The 19,132-nt window shown below is 43.8% G+C and carries 14 protein-coding genes and 1 pseudogene; 9 read left to right on the top strand and 6 right to left on the bottom strand.

Features of this window, described 5'->3' with window-relative positions; genetic code table 11:
- Nucleotides 1-145 precede the first annotated feature (145 nt).
- The 7 genes and pseudogenes from ACUVJL_RS11875 to ACUVJL_RS11845 form a co-directional block, all read left to right on the top strand.
- Nucleotides 146-1,231 (top strand): annotated as a pseudogene (locus ACUVJL_RS11875) (sensor histidine kinase); the annotation flags it as partial.
- A 217-nt stretch (nt 1,232-1,448) separates the two neighbouring features.
- A complete protein-coding gene (gene kaiC / locus ACUVJL_RS11870; protein WP_445246034.1) occupies nt 1,449-3,146 on the top strand; it encodes a circadian clock protein KaiC in 1,698 nt (565 codons plus the stop codon).
- 24 nt (nt 3,147-3,170) lie between these two features.
- Nucleotides 3,171-3,509 carry a circadian clock KaiB family protein gene (locus tag ACUVJL_RS11865; protein WP_445246033.1) on the top strand — a complete coding sequence of 113 codons (339 nt, stop codon included), beginning with the start codon at nt 3,171-3,173 and terminating at the stop codon, nt 3,507-3,509.
- A 383-nt stretch (nt 3,510-3,892) separates the two neighbouring features.
- Nucleotides 3,893-4,267 carry a circadian clock KaiB family protein gene (locus ACUVJL_RS11860; protein WP_445246032.1) on the top strand — a complete coding sequence of 125 codons (375 nt, stop codon included), beginning with the start codon at nt 3,893-3,895 and terminating at the stop codon, nt 4,265-4,267.
- The gene (locus tag ACUVJL_RS11855; RefSeq protein ID WP_445246031.1) at nt 4,260-6,944 is read left to right on the top strand and encodes a PAS domain S-box protein; all 2,685 of its coding nucleotides are present in this window, start codon (nt 4,260-4,262) and stop codon (nt 6,942-6,944) included. Before ACUVJL_RS11860 ends, ACUVJL_RS11855 begins: the two co-directional genes overlap by 8 nt.
- Nucleotides 6,945-7,145: 201 nt before the next feature.
- Complete coding sequence (locus ACUVJL_RS11850; RefSeq protein ID WP_445246030.1) at nt 7,146-8,180, top strand: RRXRR domain-containing protein; 1,035 nt, start codon at nt 7,146-7,148, stop codon at nt 8,178-8,180.
- A gap of 46 nt (nt 8,181-8,226) precedes the next feature.
- Nucleotides 8,227-9,234 carry an ADP-ribosylglycohydrolase family protein gene (locus ACUVJL_RS11845; RefSeq protein ID WP_445246029.1) on the top strand — a complete coding sequence of 336 codons (1,008 nt, stop codon included), beginning with the start codon at nt 8,227-8,229 and terminating at the stop codon, nt 9,232-9,234.
- Between the two features lie 209 nt (nt 9,235-9,443).
- Here ACUVJL_RS11845 and ACUVJL_RS11840 read toward each other — a convergent pair whose 3' ends face one another.
- The 6 genes from ACUVJL_RS11840 to ACUVJL_RS11815 form a co-directional block, all read right to left on the bottom strand.
- Nucleotides 9,444-10,814: a cation:proton antiporter gene (locus tag ACUVJL_RS11840; RefSeq protein ID WP_445246028.1), complete on the bottom strand. Its 1,371-nt coding sequence runs from the start codon at nt 10,812-10,814 to the stop codon at nt 9,444-9,446.
- 284 nt (nt 10,815-11,098) lie between these two features.
- Nucleotides 11,099-11,872: a 1-(5-phosphoribosyl)-5-[(5-phosphoribosylamino)methylideneamino]imidazole-4-carboxamide isomerase gene (gene hisA, locus ACUVJL_RS11835; protein ID WP_006632646.1), complete on the bottom strand. Its 774-nt coding sequence runs from the start codon at nt 11,870-11,872 to the stop codon at nt 11,099-11,101.
- A 139-nt stretch (nt 11,873-12,011) separates the two neighbouring features.
- Nucleotides 12,012-12,689 carry a TIGR02117 family protein gene (locus ACUVJL_RS11830; RefSeq protein WP_445246027.1) on the bottom strand — a complete coding sequence of 226 codons (678 nt, stop codon included), beginning with the start codon at nt 12,687-12,689 and terminating at the stop codon, nt 12,012-12,014.
- 14 nt (nt 12,690-12,703) lie between these two features.
- A complete protein-coding gene (locus tag ACUVJL_RS11825) occupies nt 12,704-13,906 on the bottom strand; it encodes a glycoside hydrolase family 10 protein (RefSeq protein WP_445246026.1) in 1,203 nt (400 codons plus the stop codon).
- A gap of 131 nt (nt 13,907-14,037) precedes the next feature.
- Nucleotides 14,038-15,303, bottom strand: coding sequence for a serpin family protein (locus tag ACUVJL_RS11820; RefSeq protein WP_445246025.1), 1,266 nt, complete (start codon nt 15,301-15,303; stop codon nt 14,038-14,040).
- A gap of 228 nt (nt 15,304-15,531) precedes the next feature.
- The gene (locus tag ACUVJL_RS11815) at nt 15,532-17,085 is read right to left on the bottom strand and encodes an amidohydrolase (protein WP_445246024.1); all 1,554 of its coding nucleotides are present in this window, start codon (nt 17,083-17,085) and stop codon (nt 15,532-15,534) included.
- 577 nt (nt 17,086-17,662) lie between these two features.
- Here ACUVJL_RS11815 and ACUVJL_RS11810 point away from each other — a divergent pair.
- Both ACUVJL_RS11810 and ACUVJL_RS11805 read left to right on the top strand, forming a co-directional pair.
- Complete coding sequence (locus ACUVJL_RS11810) at nt 17,663-18,433, top strand: cysteine hydrolase family protein (protein WP_445246023.1); 771 nt, start codon at nt 17,663-17,665, stop codon at nt 18,431-18,433.
- Between the two features lie 203 nt (nt 18,434-18,636).
- Entirely contained in the window at nt 18,637-19,074 is a 438-nt protein-coding gene (locus ACUVJL_RS11805; protein ID WP_445246022.1) for a cupin domain-containing protein, read from the top strand.
- Nucleotides 19,075-19,132: the final 58 nt, after the last annotated feature.

Here is a 19,132-nt window from a genome sequence, read left to right as displayed (position 1 = left end):
GGAACTCAAAGAAGTCCCGAACAATTTTTTTTCAATAATGAATGAACAAATGGAGTCATATTTTAATTGGGATCTCGGTAAAAAATGAGTAAGATTACTCATTGACAACAGTGTTTTTAGCTTAACTTGTGAGTAATGGGTTGGAGGACGCTACAGCGTCAATGAAAATTTTACAAAAAACGGCAAAACCATTATTTGCGAATGGTTCAATACGCCTTTAGTAGGGGATGGTGGAAATATTGTTGGAGTTGCATCCTTGGTACTGGATATTACTGAACGCAAGCAAGCCGAAGCTGCGTTAAGGCAAGCAAAAGAGGAAGCTGAGGTTGCACTCAAAACCTTGCAGCAAACTCAGGCACAGCTTATTCAGGCAGAGAAAATGTCAGGTTTGGGGCAACTGGTTGCTGGTGTTGCTCACGAAATTAATAATCCAGTCAACTTTATCTATGGCAACCTGAGCCATACTGCTGACTACACGCAAAATTTACTAAAGTTGATTCAGCTTTACAAGCAAACCTATCCAACTAATACCCAAATTCAGGAAAAAATTGAAGAGTTCGATCTGGACTACATTAGTGAAGATTTGCCCAAAATCCTGACTTCAATGAAGGTAGGAGCCGATCGCATTCGTCAAATTGTTCTATCGCTACGAAACTTCTCGCGGCTGGATGAGGCAGAAAAGAAGCCAGTTGATATCCACGAGGGAATTGAGAGCACATTGATGATTTTGCAAAATCGACTGAAGGCAAATCCGGCTCATCCTGCTATTGAAATTGTCAAAGAGTACGGCGACTTACCGCGAGTAGAGTGCTATGCCGGACAGTTGAACCAAGTCTTTATGAATATTCTGGCAAATGCGATTGATGCTTTAGAAAACTACGACAATCAGCGTTCTCCAAAAGACATCCAAAATAATCCCAGTTGCATCACTATTCGGACTAAGCTAGTCACAAAGGAAACTCATTCTGGTTATTTAAAAAATGTAGTAATTCAATTTCAAGACAATGGCCCTGGGATAACGGAAACAGTTAGACAACAGGTGTTCAATCCCTTCTTCACCACAAAACCAACGGGTAAAGGAACTGGATTAGGGCTATCCATCAGCTATCAAATTGTAGTTGATAAGCACGGTGGCTTACTCCAGTGCTTCTCTCAACCCGATCAAGGAACAGAGTTTCGAATTGAAATTCCCGTTTTGCAAAGCGGTGCTGTAGCAATTGTTGGTAAATAACTGCGATCGCATTCCTTCTCTCAATTGCCGCGATGTAATCCGCCACCTGCTTACGATTTCATTAAGAAACGAAAAGCTATGGGTACTAAAGTGAGAAAAAGTGCTAGTGTTGAGCATATACAGGTAATCAACACAAAAGCACACATTCCTAGAGTGTCACAGGTAGGATAGTTGTGCGCTTATGTAACTCCTATCAAAAAGGAATTTTTAATATTTTATGGAAAAAATTCAAGAGTTACAATTATCCAAATGCCCAACGGGAATTCAGGGACTCGATGAAATCACCGATGGAGGCTTGCCCCAAGGCCGACCAACTTTAATCTGTGGTTCTGCTGGTTGCGGTAAGACCTTATTTGGTGTGGAGTTTCTCGTGCGCGGAGCAACCCGGTACGGAGAACCAGGCGTTTTAGTCACCTTTGAAGAAACTGCGTCAGAAATTGCCAAAAACGTCGCCTCTTTAGGGTGGAATTTAAATCAGTTAATTGCTGAAGGTAAAATATTAATTGATCATGTTTATATTGAACCTAGCGAAATTGAGGAAACAGGAGAATATGACCTAGAAGCCCTATTCCTTCGTCTCGGCTATGCGATCAAAAAAATTGGCGCTAAACGGGTGCTTTTAGACACAATAGAAGTCTTGTTTGCTGGTTTAGCTAATGCCAACATTGTCCGAGCAGAAATACGCCGTTTATTTCATTGGTTAAAAGACCAAGGTGTGACAGCCGTGATCACAGGGGAGCGAGGAGATCGCACCTTAACCCGTCAAGGTTTAGAAGAATATGTTTCAGATTGTGTGATCAAATTAGATCAAAAAACCTTGGAAGACATCGCCACAAGAACCATTCAAGTTGTCAAGTATCGCGGCTCTCGCCATAGTAACAATGAGTATCCTTTTTTAATTGAAGAAAATGGCATTTCGGTCTTACCCATTACTTCCTTAAAGTTAGATCATGCGGTTTCTGATGAGCGAATCTCAACGGGCATTTCCCAGCTTGATGAAATGTTGGGCGGGCAGGGCTACTATCGGGGTAGCAGTATTCTCGTCACAGGCAGGGCTGGAACGGGAAAAACAACGCTGGCCGCTCATTTTGCCCAAGCAACCTGTTTGAGAGGCGAACGGTGTTTATATCTCGCCACCGAAGAATCCCCCCAACAAATTCTCCGCAATTTAAACTCGATTGGTCTTGATTTATCCCCCTATGTAGAGCAGGGATTATTGCAATTTGATGCGGTACGTCCCACTAACTACAATTTAGAAATGCGTTTGTTTAAAATCCATCGCTGGGTCAAAGATTTTCAACCAAGCACGATCATCATCGATCCGATGAGTAATCTCATTTTGAGTGGAAGCTTTATGCAAACAAAAAGCTTTTTCATGCGTTTGATTGACTATTTAAAGAGCCAACAAATCACCATTTTTTTGACAGATTTAACGCCCGGTGATACTGACAGTGACCACGAACAGACAGAAATGGGTGTTTCCTCTCTGATGGATACTTGGTTAGAACTCCAAACGCTCAAGGTGAATGGGGAGCGCAATCGGATTCTCTATGCCCTCAAATCTCGTGGTATGATGCACTCAAATCAAGTACGGGAATTTATCATCACCTCTGAAGGCGTAAAGTTGGTCGAGGTTTACTTGGGAGAGGGCAAGGTATTAACAGGAACGGAAAGACTCAATCAAGAACTAAAGGAAAAATCTGCCTCTAAAAAACGCCGACAGAATTTTGAACTCAAAAAACGGGAGTATGAACAAGAGAAAAAACTCGTACAAGCTCAGATAAATGCTCTACAAATGCAATTGATCAATCGAGATGCGGAGTTAGATTTGCTGCTTGAAGAAGAACAAGAGGAAGAAAAAGCCCTGCTGGAGAATCGAACCTTTATGGGAAGATTACGTCATCTTAATCCCTAAAACCTCTCTCTAAGGATAAAAAACATGACAAATCATTTAACAGATAATTTCTCACAGCCCACTAACACAACAGTGTCACAGCTTTGGCAAATGCGGTTATATGTGGCGGGACAAACACCTAAATCTCTGGTTGCTTTTGCCAATTTGAAGAAGATATGTGAGGAATATCTTCACGGTCAATATACCATTGAAATTATTGACTTAAGTCAACAACCCCATCTCGCCATAGAAGATAGCATCGTTGCTCTACCGACTCTGGTTAGACAATTGCCAGAACCGATCAAAAAAATTATTGGTGATTTATCAAATACTGAAAAAGTTCTGGTAGGACTGCAAATTCTTCGTCTAGTAGATGAAGAATAACTCAAGATAGAGGTACTAACAGTCAGGAACTCAGGGCTAAAGCCACTGAGCTTGTAAGAAATTACAAGCTATTCTGACCAGCCTAAGTCTTAACTGACTACGTTATTTGAGTCACGACACCGGCGAATGCGAAGCTAGTTTTCCGCTCTGTCATCTGCAATTAAACAGTCTTAAAGTCACTGAGACAGTGTTGCAGGTCTAAAAAGCTCTTATAACCTTGGCGAAGCTAACATTACCCGAAAGGGACTCGGAGACAACCATATCTCCATAGAGGGGCAACCATACCCCTCTACCCCGCAAGGGGATTCAAGGCGGTTGAAACCGCCGAGTCGTTTTCCTCTCAGGTCTAAAGACTCTGAGTTTCCCACTTACCGAGTATTTTTATGATTGACGACTCCGAAGATGTTAAACCAACAATCACAGAACTTTTTGAACAGTCTCTGTCCCAATCACAGGAAGAGTATTATATCCTACGTCTTTATATTTCAGGTACAACGCTCCAATCGGTGACGGCGTTGCAAAACATCAAAAAGATTTGTGAGGAACATCTCCAAGGGCGTTATGAGTTAGAAGTGATTGATATTTATCAACAGACAGAAGCTATTATTTCGGACAACATTGTGGCTGTTCCCACTTTGATTAAAAAGTTACCTATGCCCTTACAAAAGATGATTGGCAATTTATCGAATACAGAAAAAGTCTTACTGGGTCTTAATTTGGTGCGAAAAAAAATAATTGGAGAGGAAAATAATGAATGATTCTCTGACCCCTATTGAAAAAATGAGCCAAGAAGTTGAAACCCTAAATCGGGAATTGGCCCAGGTGCAGGAACGCCTAAATGTAGCGGAACAAACGTTGCAGGCGATTCGTTCTGGGGAGGTTGATGCTGTTGTTGTTTCTACGCAGGGAGGAGATCGAGTTTTTACGCTTCAGGGGGCAGATTATGTTTATCAGTGTTTAGTGGAACAAATGGGCGAAGGAGCTGCTACCGTATCTGCGGAAGGTTTAATTTTGTACTGTAATAAGCGACTCGCAGAACTCTTAAATTGTCCTTTAACAAATCTGATCGGCTCTCAATTAGAGAGCTTTATTGCGCCCCAGGATAAAAAAGCATTTTTACAACTTTTGCAGCAGGTTCAGCCTGAACAAGCTCTCACTAGAGAATTTACTTTGATCGCAGCAACGGGAAATAAGGAAGTACGTGTTAAAGTATCATTGAAACAACTTCAGATAGATGAGATTTTAGTTAATAGTATTATTGTGACTGATGTTACAGAATCTAAAATCAAAGAAGCTGCGAAACTCAGTCACATTCTCAACAGCGCGATCGCGGTTATTAAAAATATTCGTGTTTTGACTGATGGTACTTTAGAGATTGATTCTTGGACAGGCGGAACTCAACAGATTTTGGGCTATAGCTTAGAAGCAGTGCAAGCAGATTCTGCCTTATTCGTAGCGAATATATTGCCCGAAGATCGAGAAACAACGATCGCCTCCTTGATCGAAAATATTCAAGCAGGGCGATCGGGTATTATCGAATATCGGTTTTTGCATGGCGATCGCACGATTCGATGGCTTGCCTCAAACTATGTTGCTGAATGGGATCAAGAACAAGATTGTTGGGTGGGCATAGAAATTATTACGGATATTAGCCAACGTAAAAGAACAGAGCAAAAAATTGCGGAACAAGCAGCCTTAATTGATATTGCTAGTGAGGCCATTTTTGTAAAGGATTTAGACGATCATATTTTATTTTGGAATAAAGGAGCTGAACGTTTATATGGTTGGTCAGAAGGCGAAGTTATAGGGCAGAAAACTCAAACCTTATTTAATCAACCCTTTCAACTAACTGAGCCGATCCAAATCATTACCGAGCAAGGCAGTTGGCAGGGGGAAATAGAGCAAGTTACTAAAACAGGTAAGAATATAATCGTAGAATGTCGTAAAACACTGATCCAAAATAAATTTTACAAATCCCGCTCTATCCTCGTTGTTAATAGTGATATCACGGAAAAGAAACACCTTGAAAAACAATTTTACCATGCCCAGCGATTAGAGAGTTTAGGAACGTTAGCCAGTGGAATTGCACATGATTTCAATAACATTCTCACCCCGATTTTGGGAGCTAGTCAACTGCTTCCTCTCAAAATTACCAATATAAATGAACCGACACAAAGACTGTTAAAACTCCTTTCGGCTAGTGCTAAACGGGGGGCTGAGTTGGTCAATAAAATTCTTCTTTTTAGTCGAACAACGGATGATCAATCTGTAATATTACAACTAGGCTATTTGCTTCTAGAAGTGATCGGTATTGCTCAACACACATTTCCCAAATCAATAATTATTTCGACTAAAATTCCCGCAATGGAACTATGGACAATATCGGGTGATGCTACCCAGCTACACCAAGTATTTATGAATCTGATGATTAACGCTAGGGATGCCATGCCATCAGGAGGAAGTTTGACCATCTCTGCCGAAAATCGCCCATTGGATGAACATGATGCCCTGATGAATTTGGAAGCAAAAGCAGGCTGTTATGTGGCTGTGACGGTGGCTGATACAGGAATGGGTATTCCGCCAGAATTGTTAAGCCGAATTTTTGACCCCTTTTTCACTACTAAGGAAGTTGGCAAAGGCACAGGGCTAGGATTATCAACAGTAAGGGGGATTGTCAAAAATCATGGCGGTTTTGTCAAGGTTTATAGCGAGTTGGGTAAGGGTACGGAATTTCAGGTTTTCTTACCAGCTAGAGAGGGAGAAGTGAGCCTCACAACCGTAGAACAAGCAATGCGTAGAGGTAACGGCGAGTTGATTTTAATTGTTGATGATGAAGCCTCGGTTCGAGAGATAACACAGACTTCTCTAGAAAACTATAACTACAGAACAATACTCGCTAGTGATGGGCTTGAAGCCCTCGATCTCTATAGGGAACATCAACAGGAAATTAGTGTAGTTTTAATGGATATGATGATGCCCAACCTAGATGGTGTTTCCGCAATGCGCGCGTTGCAAGAAATTAATCCTGGGGTGAATATCATTGCGACTAGCGGACTCCTTGCTAACAGAAAGCTGGCATTAGATGCTAATGTCAAAACGTTTTTGTTAAAACCTTACACGATCGCACAGTTATTACCAATGTTAGCGGAGATACTGCCCCTAGACGAGAATAAAGCAAATCGCATCCCGCCCCTTACCTCTGAAGAGTCTGCTTCACTGCCGAGGGTTGAATTGTCTAGAGAGGCTTTAGCAATGATGCCCCCGGAATGGTTACAGCAAATGTATGATGCGGCGTACTATTGTGATGGGGATCTCCTGCTGCAATTAATTGAACAAATACCGACTTCTCAAGTGGCGATCGCGAATGCTCTCAAAGATTTAGCGCTGAGTTTTCAAACGGATCTCATTATGGAATTAACTGATTTATGTCACTAACCCCAGCCTAAAGGCATGGGGCTTGAAAGAAGGAGACTCACCATCTTCATCGATCGAGACTAAACCAGTGTCTAGCCATTAATACTGAACTGCCTGAGAGTGGTATCTCGCAAGAAGTTAAGAATGCCTCCCTAGTTTTTAACCGCTCGCTGCTGTCAGTGGCGAAGGGAAATATACACCTAGAAATAGGACTTAATGTAAATGTTTGTACCCGTTGTCAATAGTGAAAACAGACCCTTAATGCCGACTACCAACGCCCGTGCCAAGCGTTGGATTAAGTCAGGCAAGGCAACGCCATTCTGGAAAAAGGGGGTATTTTGTGTCCGACTTAACGTAGAACCTTCAAATCACAACTATCAACCCATAGCGGTTGGCATCGATCCGGGCTCTAAACGAGAAGGCTTTACCGTTAAATCCAAATCGCATACTTATCTCAATGTCCAAACTCATGCTGTTGACTGGGTAAAAGACCACGTTGAAGTAAGGCGAAATATGCGACGTGCAAGGCGGTTTCGGAACACGCCGTGCCGTCAAAACCGAGTCAACAGACTGGTTAACAAAAATCGCATTCCCCCATCTACTAGAGCAAGGTGGCAGTGGAAATTAAGGATAGTTAACTGGCTGAGTTTTATGTTTCCCGTATCGGTTTTTGTTGTAGAGGACATCAAGGCACGAAGCTACAAAAACGGACGCAAGTGGAACGTATCTTTTAGTCCTTTAGAAGTTGGCAAACACTGGTTTTATTCAGAACTCAGAAAGATTGTTCATCTTGAGATTAGAACGGGAAACGACACTTGCAACCTGCGTCAAAATTTAGGAATTAAAAAATCAAAACAGAAGTTATCAAGCAAATTTGAAGCACATTGTGTTGATTCTTGGGTGTTGGCTAATTCGTATGTGGGAGGGCATCTTAGCCCAGACAACACCAAGCTAATCGAGATTGTTCCCCTTGAATTTCATCGCAGACAACTTCATCGCTTGCAACATTCTATCGGTCATGTCCGTTCCAGATATGGCGGTACGATTAGTGCCGGATTTAAGCGCGGTTCGATTGTCAAAAACCCTAAATACGGGTTTTGCTATGTTGGGGGCTGGCAAGAATCTCCAACAAAGAAAGATTCGTGCCGAAAAACAATTAGCTTGCACAGTTTGAATACTGGCAAGCGTTTAACTCAAAACGCATTGCCCGCAGATTGTAAGTTTTTGTCCTACAATTCGTGGCGCGTTGCAAATTAAATTGTAAAGCCGTCCTAGAAGGACGGGGTTTCTACCCATTTTTCTGATGACAGTACCGCGTCTCGAACAATTTAGGGGTTGTCTGATCGGTCAGTGTCTAGGCGACGCTATAGGCTGTAGAGTAGAAGGCTATCCTCCCGAAGTTTGCCAAAACTTTGTCCGCTACGAAGTTAGACTCAAAAAAATCAAAGATCGCGATCGCTTCGGCTTGCCTTTTGGTCAATACACCGACGATTCCCAACTCGCCCGCGAACTCCTCCAAAGCTACGTCGCTTGTGGCGAATTCGACCCCAGGGACTACGCGAATCGTATTGCTGACATTTTCGCTCAACAGCGCATTGTCGGGCGGGGTCGAGCGACAGAAGAAGCTGCAAAGCGCCTGATTCGGGGCGTTGCTTGGCAAGAAGCTGGTACTCGTGCTCCCAATGCTGGTAATGGCAGTGCGATGAGGGCTGGACCGATCGGCTTAATATTCTACGATCGCCCGTCCCAGCTTGTACAAGCTGCTTGCGATCAAGGGCGCATCACCCATCAAGACTCGCGGTGTTCTGCCGGTGCTGTGGCGATCGCCGGGGCTGTGGCGATCGCCCTTCAATCTGACATGATGATTGAAACTGAGCCATTTCTCGGTCAACTGAGCGAATGGGTAGCAGAAGTTGATTCTTCCTTTGCCGCTTTGCTCAAAGATTTGATTGATTGGGTCAAATTGCCTCCAGAGTCAGCCGTAGAATTGATTTCTAGAGCTGGACTCCCGTTAAACTACGAGCACTCTTGGCAAGGAATTTCCCCTTTTGTAGTTGGTAGCGTCTTGTGGAGTTTATATGCGTTTTTGAGAACCCCTCAAGATTACTGGGAGACTCTGTGTACTAGCATCGCCGTCGGTGGCGATGTGGATACCACCGCAGCTATGGCTTGTGCCATCAGCGGGGCATTTCTGGGCCGAGAAGCCATCCCGAATCAACTAGCGGAATTTTTGAACGATCGGGGTACCTGGGGTCTGGGCGAACTGATTAAACTCGCTGACAATTGTTATCAGTTAAAAGTCAAGTTGTAGCCGCTTCTAACAACTTAGGACTTATGATTACGGGTAGATAAATTTGGACGATCGACATTTGTGTTTCTAAATCAGTCGATCGTCCAGACTCAAATTCCCTCAATCATATCGTTTCCGGTTGGATGGGAATGATTAAACCGCAGAGAACGCAGAGAACGCAGAGGAAGAGAACAGAGAGATGAATAATTCCGATGCTAACGGATTTGATATCAAACGATTTGCTCGCTAGAAGGTTCCCCGCTAGCAGGAGGCTCTATTGTATCGCCAAAGGCAATCCGCAGAAAAGGCGGAGCCAAAAAAGTCGTCAGAATCACCATGATAATAATCGAGACTTCTAACGGTTTATCCAAAACCCCACTCGCCGAACCGATGGCGGCAAACACTAACCCGACTTCGCCCCGAGGAATCATCCCCACTCCGATCGCCAATCGATTGATTCCCGGCTGACCAAACACCACCCAGCCTGTTACGATCTTGCCAAAAATAGCAACCAAAATCAAAAATACGGCAATCAAAAGTCCCGCCCGATTATCCGGCACTGTTGGGTTCAAAACCCCCAAATCTGCCCGAGCCCCCACCGTTACAAAGAAGATGGGCACAAATAAATCGGCGATGGGTTTCACCAATTCATCCAACTCCTGGCGGGCCTCGCTTTCATCCAACACCAAACCAGCCGCAAACGCACCCAAAATCGCTTCGAGATGAATTGCGTTGCCCAGAAAAGCCATGAAGTAGGCAAAAATAAATGCTGGGATGATAATATTGCCGCGAGTTTTGAGTTGACCCACCACCGCCGAGAAGGTTTTGTCGAAGACACCGCCCAACAGAATCGAACCTAGCAGAAAAACAGTTGCACTGACAATCAAATAGATGACATTAACAACATCAATTTCCCCGGTTTTGGCTAAACTGGCGACAACAGCCAGGACAATAATTCCCAACACATCATCAATCACCGCCGCACCGACAATAATTTGACCTTCTTTAGAGTTCAGTTGTCCTAAATCAGACAACACTTTAGATGTAATTCCAATGCTGGTTGCCGTCAAAGCTGCCCCCGCAAAAATTGCTGGAATTGCCGCCGTGTGGAAAATTATCATCAAGCCCGCAGTACCCGCGGCAAAGGGAACTGCCACACCTACGCAGGCGACAACGGTAGCTTGAATTCCGACTTGCTTGAGTTGTTTGAGATCCGACTCTAAGCCAATTTCAAACAGCAGAATAATCACGCCTAATTCAGCTAGCACTGAAATGACTTCACTCTGCGATTCAAAGACACTGGTGAGGGCGGCAGGAGACAGATGATTAATCGATTGCAGAACTGTCATAATCCCTGAGTCTGAGGCTGACAGATCGCTTCCGGGAAAAACGATCAAGTGTAAAGCAGATATTCCAATAATCACCCCTGCTACAAGTTCACCCAAAACCGGGGGAAAATCAAATTTTAGAGCCACTTCCGCGCCGATTTTACTGGCGATATAAATCACTACCAAACTGAGCAAAACTCCGCTCATAACAATCGGCGAATTTTCTGCCTCGACTGTTGCTAACAAAGGTATGGGATCAACTAGGGATGCCATCCCAGAACTTAAAGCTGTAATTGTATGGTTCAAAAACATGGGTACGATGATGTTCAGTTGACAGTTGACAGTTGACAGTTGACAGTTGACCGCACGGGTAGCGACCTCTACCTGGAAGGAAGAGGATTGGAGTAATGAATAGTCTTCTTTTAATTTCTCCCGATCAGAGATCCGGGTTTAAACCAATTCTTTCTGGTAAGAAAGACGTTGAAACCAGATAATCCCGGACGCAGACAAACTCAAGGGTTCCGGTTTGGTTAACGCGCGCAAAAGGATTCAGATAATCAAGCAAAACTCGAAGAGCCCAAATCTGGCGGTACATCCTGCCACCGCCCTTGTCCGACTGCTTGAATTGCTTCTTTTAGCAAGATATCGCCGGTATAAATTGCCCTACCGACGATCGCACTTTTGACACCAATTGGTTCCAAAGCCAACAAACTCAACAAATCTGCGATCGAACTAACGCCACCGGAAGCAATCACCGGAATCGAAATAGCGTTAGCAATTTCGCGCAAAGATTCCAAATTCGGCCCTTCCATAGTACCGTCGCGGTGAATGTCGGTGTAAATAATTTCAGCCGCCCCTAACTCGGCCATTTTTTGCGCCAATTCTGTTGCTAAAACTTCCGAAGTTTCTAGCCAGCCTCTAGTAGCAACTTTACCATTTCTGGCATCGATGCCAACCAGAATTCGGCCGGGAAATTCGGCGCACAATTCGCCGACTAATTGCGGTTGTTCGACGGCGACAGTGCCGAGAATGACGCGCCGGACGCCTAAATTGAGGATAGCAGCAACAGAAGCGCGATCGCGCATTCCCCCACCTACTTGACAGGGAACGTCTACTGATCGGACGATCGCTTCAATGGCTGCTTGGTTGACTGGATGACCCGCTTTGGCGCCGTCGAGGTCTACTAAATGCAGCATGGTTGCGCCTTCATTTACCCACTGTCTGGCGACTGCGACGGGGTTGTCGTTAAAAGTTTGAGACTTCGCGTAGTCTCCCTGATACAATCTGACGCATTTTCCATCCAATAAGTCGATCGCTGGAATTACATTCATCATTTTTCCTCAAATTGCTAATTATACCAGTTAAAAAAAAGAATGCAACTTTAGGCAAGAGCCCAACCCATACATAATCATTCATTCCGAATTATAAAATCTAAAATCTAAAATCTAAAATGGTATTACCGATTACCATTTATTCTTGACATTCGCAACCGCTATTTAAATGAAACATAATCGCAGAAGAAAGCGTAGACCATAAAGGAGTATTGACCTCGGCTTTTTGCAAAGCTTCTGCCGTCCAGTCGTTGCAAGTTCTCAAAATAGAGTAACTGCCTTTTGCTTCATAAAAACTGTCGCTGTTGTCGTAGCCGTAGCTAATTTTCATTTTCTTACCTACTGCGTCTAATTGAAATGAATTTTTAATAAAATTTACCATCTTCAGATAATTTGTGCCGCTCATTTTAACACATTTGGTTTCTATACTTTGGGGGAGAACCCGATAACTTTGAACGTGTACGGTAGACGGAGTAGCGAGAAATAGCGCCTTGAAAGCTGTAACTGGGTTGATGATTGCTGAGGTGGGAGTTTCCAGCATAAAAGCTCTATCTCCCCAGCCAAAAGACAAATATTTATAATCAGAAGTGGCATCCCGCCCTATTTCTGTTAGCGGTAAAAATTGATTCCAGTCAAAATATTCATTTTTAACTGGAACGATGATTTCGGTGTGAATGCCTTGGTTGGAAATGAATAGAGAGATTGTGCAATCTGCTTGCCAGTAATCTCCCCACTTTCTGGGAGTGAGATAGCCAATTGTTAGGAAAGCGGTCAAAGATAAGATGACAATTCCTAAGCGCTGTATGATTTTTCTCATTTTAACCGTGGGTTTCAAATTCTGCCTTCGGATGGCGGGCGCTGCATCTTTGTGGGAAAGAATTCTTGCAAGGCATAATTACGCTGTTCGGGGGTTTCGCTAGCCCAATTCGACAAACTTTCGTAGAAAAAGAACGACAGGCCAGCGAAATCTCTTTTTCGCACTTCTTGCACTTGTTCTTGAATTTGCTTGAGGGGCACGGAATTATTTTTAAGACCAGTTAAAATGCCGATCGCAGTTGGAATGTTAAGTTTAGCCAATTTGACTTCTTCCCGTTCCAGTTCGGCACTAAAACGCTTGATATCGCTGCGATAAACCTGCAACACAATTTCGTCGATGTAGCCGCGTCTTTCCCAGGTAAACCAGTCCTGCAAGTGGGCGGGTAAAGCAAAGTGAAAAGGGTTCGGAGATAAGCTGACAATACATTTTTCTTTGCGGGATTTAATGGCGCGGGAAACTCGCCCCATGAAGTCGTTAATTTTGTCAGCGCGCCAGCGCACCCAGAAGGTTTCGCGGGCGTCGTCGGAGGGAGGGCTTTTGATTTGTTCCTGATACATTGACACTGTTAACGGCTCGTAGCCAAATTCTACTGGCAAGCCGAAATGGTCGTCAAATTGAATGCCATCTATATCATAATTATCGACAATTTCTAGGATTAAATCTAATATAAATTGCTGCACTTGGGGATGAAAGGGATTCAGCCAGACTCGCTCGTGTTCGCCTTCTTTCCAAATAGTTGAACCGTCGCGCCGCTGCGCCAACCAGTCGGGGTGAAGTGTGGCTAATTCCGATTCGGCTGGAGCCATGAAACCAAACTCAAACCACGGGATTACTGCTATACCTTTTTGGCGGGATTGTGCTATAATTTCTTTGAGGATGTCTCGGCTTTTCAATTCGGGCGATGGGTCGATCGACTGTCCGAATATTCCTTGGGCTGTCGCACTCGGATAAAGCGTATAGCCTCCTTGCCAAACCGTGGGATAGATGGTATTGAAATTGAGTTGATCCAGTCGATTTACAGCGTCAATGATGTTGTTGCGGGAGAATATCACCTCGCTGTCAATGTTAGTCAGCCAGACGCCGCGCAATTCGGTTGTTGGGGTGGTGGGCGGGGTTTGAGCCAAGAGACGGGGGGATAAAATCGCGGAGGAGGTAAGGGCGATCGCAAAAACAACTATTAAACCCAGTATCCGCTGCCATTTGTGCAATTTAATCATCAATTTGTCGCAAATATGATTATTTTTAGACTGATATTTTACCGTATAATTAGCTTGTTAGGGTGCGTCAGCGAGGGTTATTTTATTAAAACTCACTCGAACATTTCCTGACGCACCTACTATTTTTGATATTATTGGGGGTCAACGATAAGACCCATAAATAATATTGTTCCTGTAGTATGGTCTTGAATGACACAAAAGAATGGACGGTTTACATTCATTTCAAAAGGCGATCCAGATCTGGTTAACCCGGTGGAAGTGACGGCGGCTGCTTCTGTACCTTCTTCGTTCACTTCTACAAATGTTTTGTGTTTTACTGAATCTACTGCTACTTTCTTATTAGTCATTACAGAAAAATTGCCTTTTGAGCTATCAAAAATTTCTGCCATGCCCAAAGCTGTGAGTGTGTTTTCGAGTTCAACTTCATATTCTATTTTGAAGCGGGGTATTTCAATTGTACCATTTACATATGTAAATTCTTGCATCCATTGATTCCAATTTTCTGGTGTTAATTGCTGCTGCAAGAAAGTTGCCAAATTGCTATTGGAGTTTGGCAAGAAAATATACATAGCCAGAGCCCCTTCTTTTCCGTAAGGTAAACTGACTGCTTGAAATGTGTCTGTTTCGTAGTACCCATAAATGCCTTTCTGGGACATCATCGGATGCTGTTTTGAACTGCCGTCGGTTAAAGAGAAAGTTTTGTTCGCAGTTTGAGATTTATCAAAGGGCGTTTGCCACTTGCCTTTGAAATAGATAGCGTTAATCAAAAACAAGACTCCATCCGGGTTAATTTTATCGACAATTTTATTAATTTTCCCTTGAGTTTTTTGGCTCACCCAGTTGTTAATGATGCTAAGAGCTTGCGGATTAATAAAGTCTAGTTCGGTAAGATTAGCATTGTAGTATTCTTGATTTGTTTGCAGAAATTCTGGTTTTAAGGAGAAGCCTTGTTGCGCCCAAAGCGAGTTAGCAATTAATACTTGGACATTGGGGTCAACTTTCTGAAAACTATTTTGCAAACCTTGATTGGCTGCGTTGATTTCTTGGGGAGTCATTCCCGTTAATTGGAGAACTTTTGTCATTTCTTGTTTCGTTTCTCCGCTAACTCCGTTGTATGTCATTGACAGTGCAAGGGCGACAGAAGTAGGGGAAATAAAGATATTTTTATTCGGCTGTTGTTTGGTGAGGGTGTTGAACAAGTTAAAACCAAATTTGGTATTAGCTGCAACAAGTCTGGCGTCTACATCACTCTGGTTGTTAGGGGGTGTCATGGCTGCAGCTTTTGAGTGATTAGTATTTGCGAGGTTGATGGGGTTAATTTTAAGTGCCGGCGCTAATTCTGCGAAAATTGCTAATGTAATGATGGCGACAGTAGCCAGCCTGGTTTTCCATGACATAACTGTTATCTCTAGTTGGGGAGGGATCTTACTTTTCTATTATGACTTATCTGTTGTAATGAATTTACTTTTGCTGCATTTATTGTTACCGATATTTTTTTTTGAGGCTGTATGGGATAATTTAACTGACTTTTAACGCTGGTGATGCTTACCTAAAATACGGTGTCTAAGGTACTTGAGATTGTAGCCAAGGACAGGCTCGTTTTTTATGAAAACAGAGGATAGCTTTTAAGAGTAACCTTGCAGTTTCATCACTTGGCGGTAATGGGCCTCAATCTCGCTCACCGTTTGCGATTGACGCTTGCTATTCCACTCGCTGCGCTCGAATAATTCCCGCCTCAAAGCATCAAGATCGATCGTTTTCACCTTACCTTCTGCGACGATTTGCTTGCCGTTTACCCAAACGCTGTCTACCGCATTAGTCGGGCGTCCCAATATTAGCAAGCCAATCGGATCGGTGCGCGGCAGCAATGATAAACTGGTTAAATCATACAGCACAAAATCTGCTTTTTTACCGACTGTCAACGAACCCATTTCATCGGCGAGATTCAAGCCTTTTGCTCCTCCCAGGGATGCCATTTCTACAGACTGGCGCGGTGTAATCCATTGGCGGTAATCCAAATCCGTGATATTGTGCAAAATTGAACCAATTTTAATCGCTTCCAGCAAATCTTGAGAGTCATTACTAGCAGCGCCGTCGCAGCCAAAAGATACGTTGACTCCCGCTTGACGGTATTTCAAAATCGGTGCAATCCCGCTTCCCAGGCGCAAGTTGCTGAGGGGATTGTGTACGACTGTCGCTCCCGTTTCTGCCATAATCGCTATGTCGGAATCGTCCAGCCAAACGCAGTGTGCTAAGGAAGTCCGGGGACTCAAATAACCAATTCTTTGCAGGTGTTCGACAGCGCTACAGCCGTATTTTTCGTGAGCTAACTGTTTTTGAGCGGGGGTTTCTAATAGGTGGGCGTGCCGACAAAGATTGTAGCGATCGCTCAAATCGATGCAGCCTTCAAACAAAGCATCGGAACACAGTTGAATTCCCGTCGGTGCCAACAACATATTAACACCTTTTTCGGGATTGTGAAACTGTTTTATGGCTGTTTCCATTAATTCCAAAGTGGTCTTTGTGGAGCGAATGTAAGTCGCGTGTTCGATGCCGCTATCGCCAGAAGGCATTCCGGCTGTCAGGGATTCATCTTGAATTAACGGTCCGATAAAAGCGCGGAGGCCGATTTCTTGATAAGCGCGAACGGCGGCGGCAATTGTCTCTAATTCTTGCCCCGGAATCAAAACTAAATGATCGACTACGCTTGTACCGCCCGACAGCAATGTTTCTACCGCAGTTCCCAAGGCACTCAAGTAAACTTGTTCGGGATCGAGAGGCGTAAAATCGTATAATTCGGCAATCCACAATTCCAGCGGCAAAGGGGGAATAATGCCTCGTTGCCACATTTCTGAAGAGTGAGTGTGCGCGTTGACAAAACCGGGCAGCAGCAGCTTATTTTTGCCGTTAATAACTGTTCCACCCCCCCTATCCCCCCCTTGGTAAGGGGGGGAATTAGAGGGGGGGTTCCCCCCTTGATAAGCGGGGGAATTAGAGGGGGGGTTCCCTCCTTGGTAAGCGGGGGAATTAAAGGGGGGTTTCCCTCCTTGGTAAGCGGGGGAATTGAAGGGGGGGTTATTGGGCGCGATCGCACTTATGCAATTATCCACCACTTGCACGTCTACGGTTTCATAACCGCTCTCAACTGGAAGTAAAGCATTTTGAATTGTAAAGCTCACAGATTTACGCCTTTTGTAAATTTACATTAATTTTTATTTTATGATTCCCAGGCGCTAACATTTGCGATCGCCCAACTGTAATAAAGTTAATAAATCATAAAATTTATTTAAAAGTGGCCCCTGATACTTAATTATAGTAAAGATTTAAGATATGACAACTTAGTAACAACCAAATTCTGATAAAATTGAAAGTGTTTTTGAGTCACAATCCATGTCAGGAACCTCAGCCTAAAGGCATGAGGCTTGAAAGAGAAATCTAACAAGCCATTCTGACCAGCTATCGTCTTAACTGACTACGTTTTTTGAGTCACGACACCCTGGAATGCGTAGCTAGTTCCTTGCTCTGTCGTTGAGAGTTAAACAGTTCTAAGGTCACTGGAACAGTGCTTTCAGCCTAACAAGCTCACTAAACATTAGCGAAGTACAGACGACCTGGCAGGTCGTCTCTTCTACTCCGAAAGGAGATTGAGGCAACCATACCTCACTGGAGGGGCAACCATACCCCTCCACCCCGCGAGGGGATTCAATTCAATGTAAAGCCGTCCTAAAAGGACGGGGTTTCAAACCCATAGTTCTGATGAATTCTGATTCTCTCCGCACCTTGGGCGTACCGCCGAATGCTTGGAAAGTTGATGCCAAAATTGCCGATATCACCCGCTCGCCGATCGCGCCTCAACCTGTTACTCTGGAAACAGAAACTAAAACCCTGCGTTTGGACTTAGCAAAAGCAGCAATGTTGGTGATAGATATGCAAAACGATTTCTGTCATCCCGACGGTTGGCTAGCACATATTGGCGTAGATGTAACGCCCGCCCGAACTCCAATTAATCCTTTAAAAAATTTGCTGCCAAAATTGCGATCGCAGGCAGTGCCAATTATTTGGATTAACTGGGGGAACCGCCCCGATTTGCTCAATATTAGTGCAGCTTCCCGTCACGTTTACAATCCCACAGGCGACGGCGTAGGTTTGGGAGATCCGCTGCCAAAAAACGGCGCGCCTGTACTGATGGCAGGGAGTTGGGCGGCGCAGGTTGTCGATGAATTGGCACCGAAACCCGAGGATATTTGCGTTGATAAATATCGGATGAGTGGCTTTTGGGATACTCCTTTAGATAGCATCTTGCGAAACCTCGGCAGAAGTACACTTTTCTTTGGAGGAGTAAATGCGGATCAGTGCGTCATGGCTACACTGCAAGATGCTAATTTTCTCGGTTACGACTGTATTTTAGTCAAAGATTGTACAGCTACGACATCTCCCGAGTATTGCTGGCAAGCTACTCTTTATAACGTTAAACAATGTTTTGGCTTTTTGTCGGATTCTCAGGCTATGTTAGAAGCAATTAAATAGCAGTCATTAGTCATTAGTCATTAGTCATTAGTCATTAGTTATTAGTCATTAGTCATTAGTCATTAGTCATTAGTCATTAGTCATTAGTCACTAGGAATAATTTTTTGATGCTAAACTGGGAACTAATGACTCCGGATTCTCACTAATGACAGCAGAAACATAACAACTGACAACTAACAATAAAAAAAATGACAAACCACTGCATGATTCCTGTTATAAAGTCTCCGAAAGACTACCAAGCATTTCGCATCAGTCCGGGCGATAGTAATAGATTAGCTATCGTCTTCGATCCGGTAATAGCCAATGTTTCATTAACAGTTTGCGTGGAGATTTTCGATGTGGGCGGCAAAACTCCTCCCAACCGTCATCAGTTTGCAGTCGAAATGTTTTTTGTACTCAAAGGAAGAGGGCAAGCAACCTGCGATGGCAAAACAGTTAGTATTCAACCGGGAGATAGTTTGTTAGTGCCTCCAACTGGCACTCACGTAATTGAGAATACGGGCAGTGAACGTTTGTACACTTTGTGCATCATGGTGCCGAATGAGGATTTTGTGGAACTAATTCGCAGCGGTACACCAGTCGAACTCGATGAGGAAGATATGAGAGTTCTCGGGCGATCGGATGTACTCGTATCCTGCTAGGTTTGTAGTAAGGACTTGAGTTCTAGGTTTGTAGTAAGGACTTCAGTCCTTAGAGAAA

This window comes from Microcoleus sp. OTE_8_concoct_300, from assembly GCF_031383065.1.
Taxonomy (GTDB): domain Bacteria; phylum Cyanobacteriota; class Cyanobacteriia; order Cyanobacteriales; family Microcoleaceae; genus Microcoleus.
Note: the sequence above shows the minus strand (reverse complement) of the source record. Positions and strands in the feature narration are given on the sequence as shown.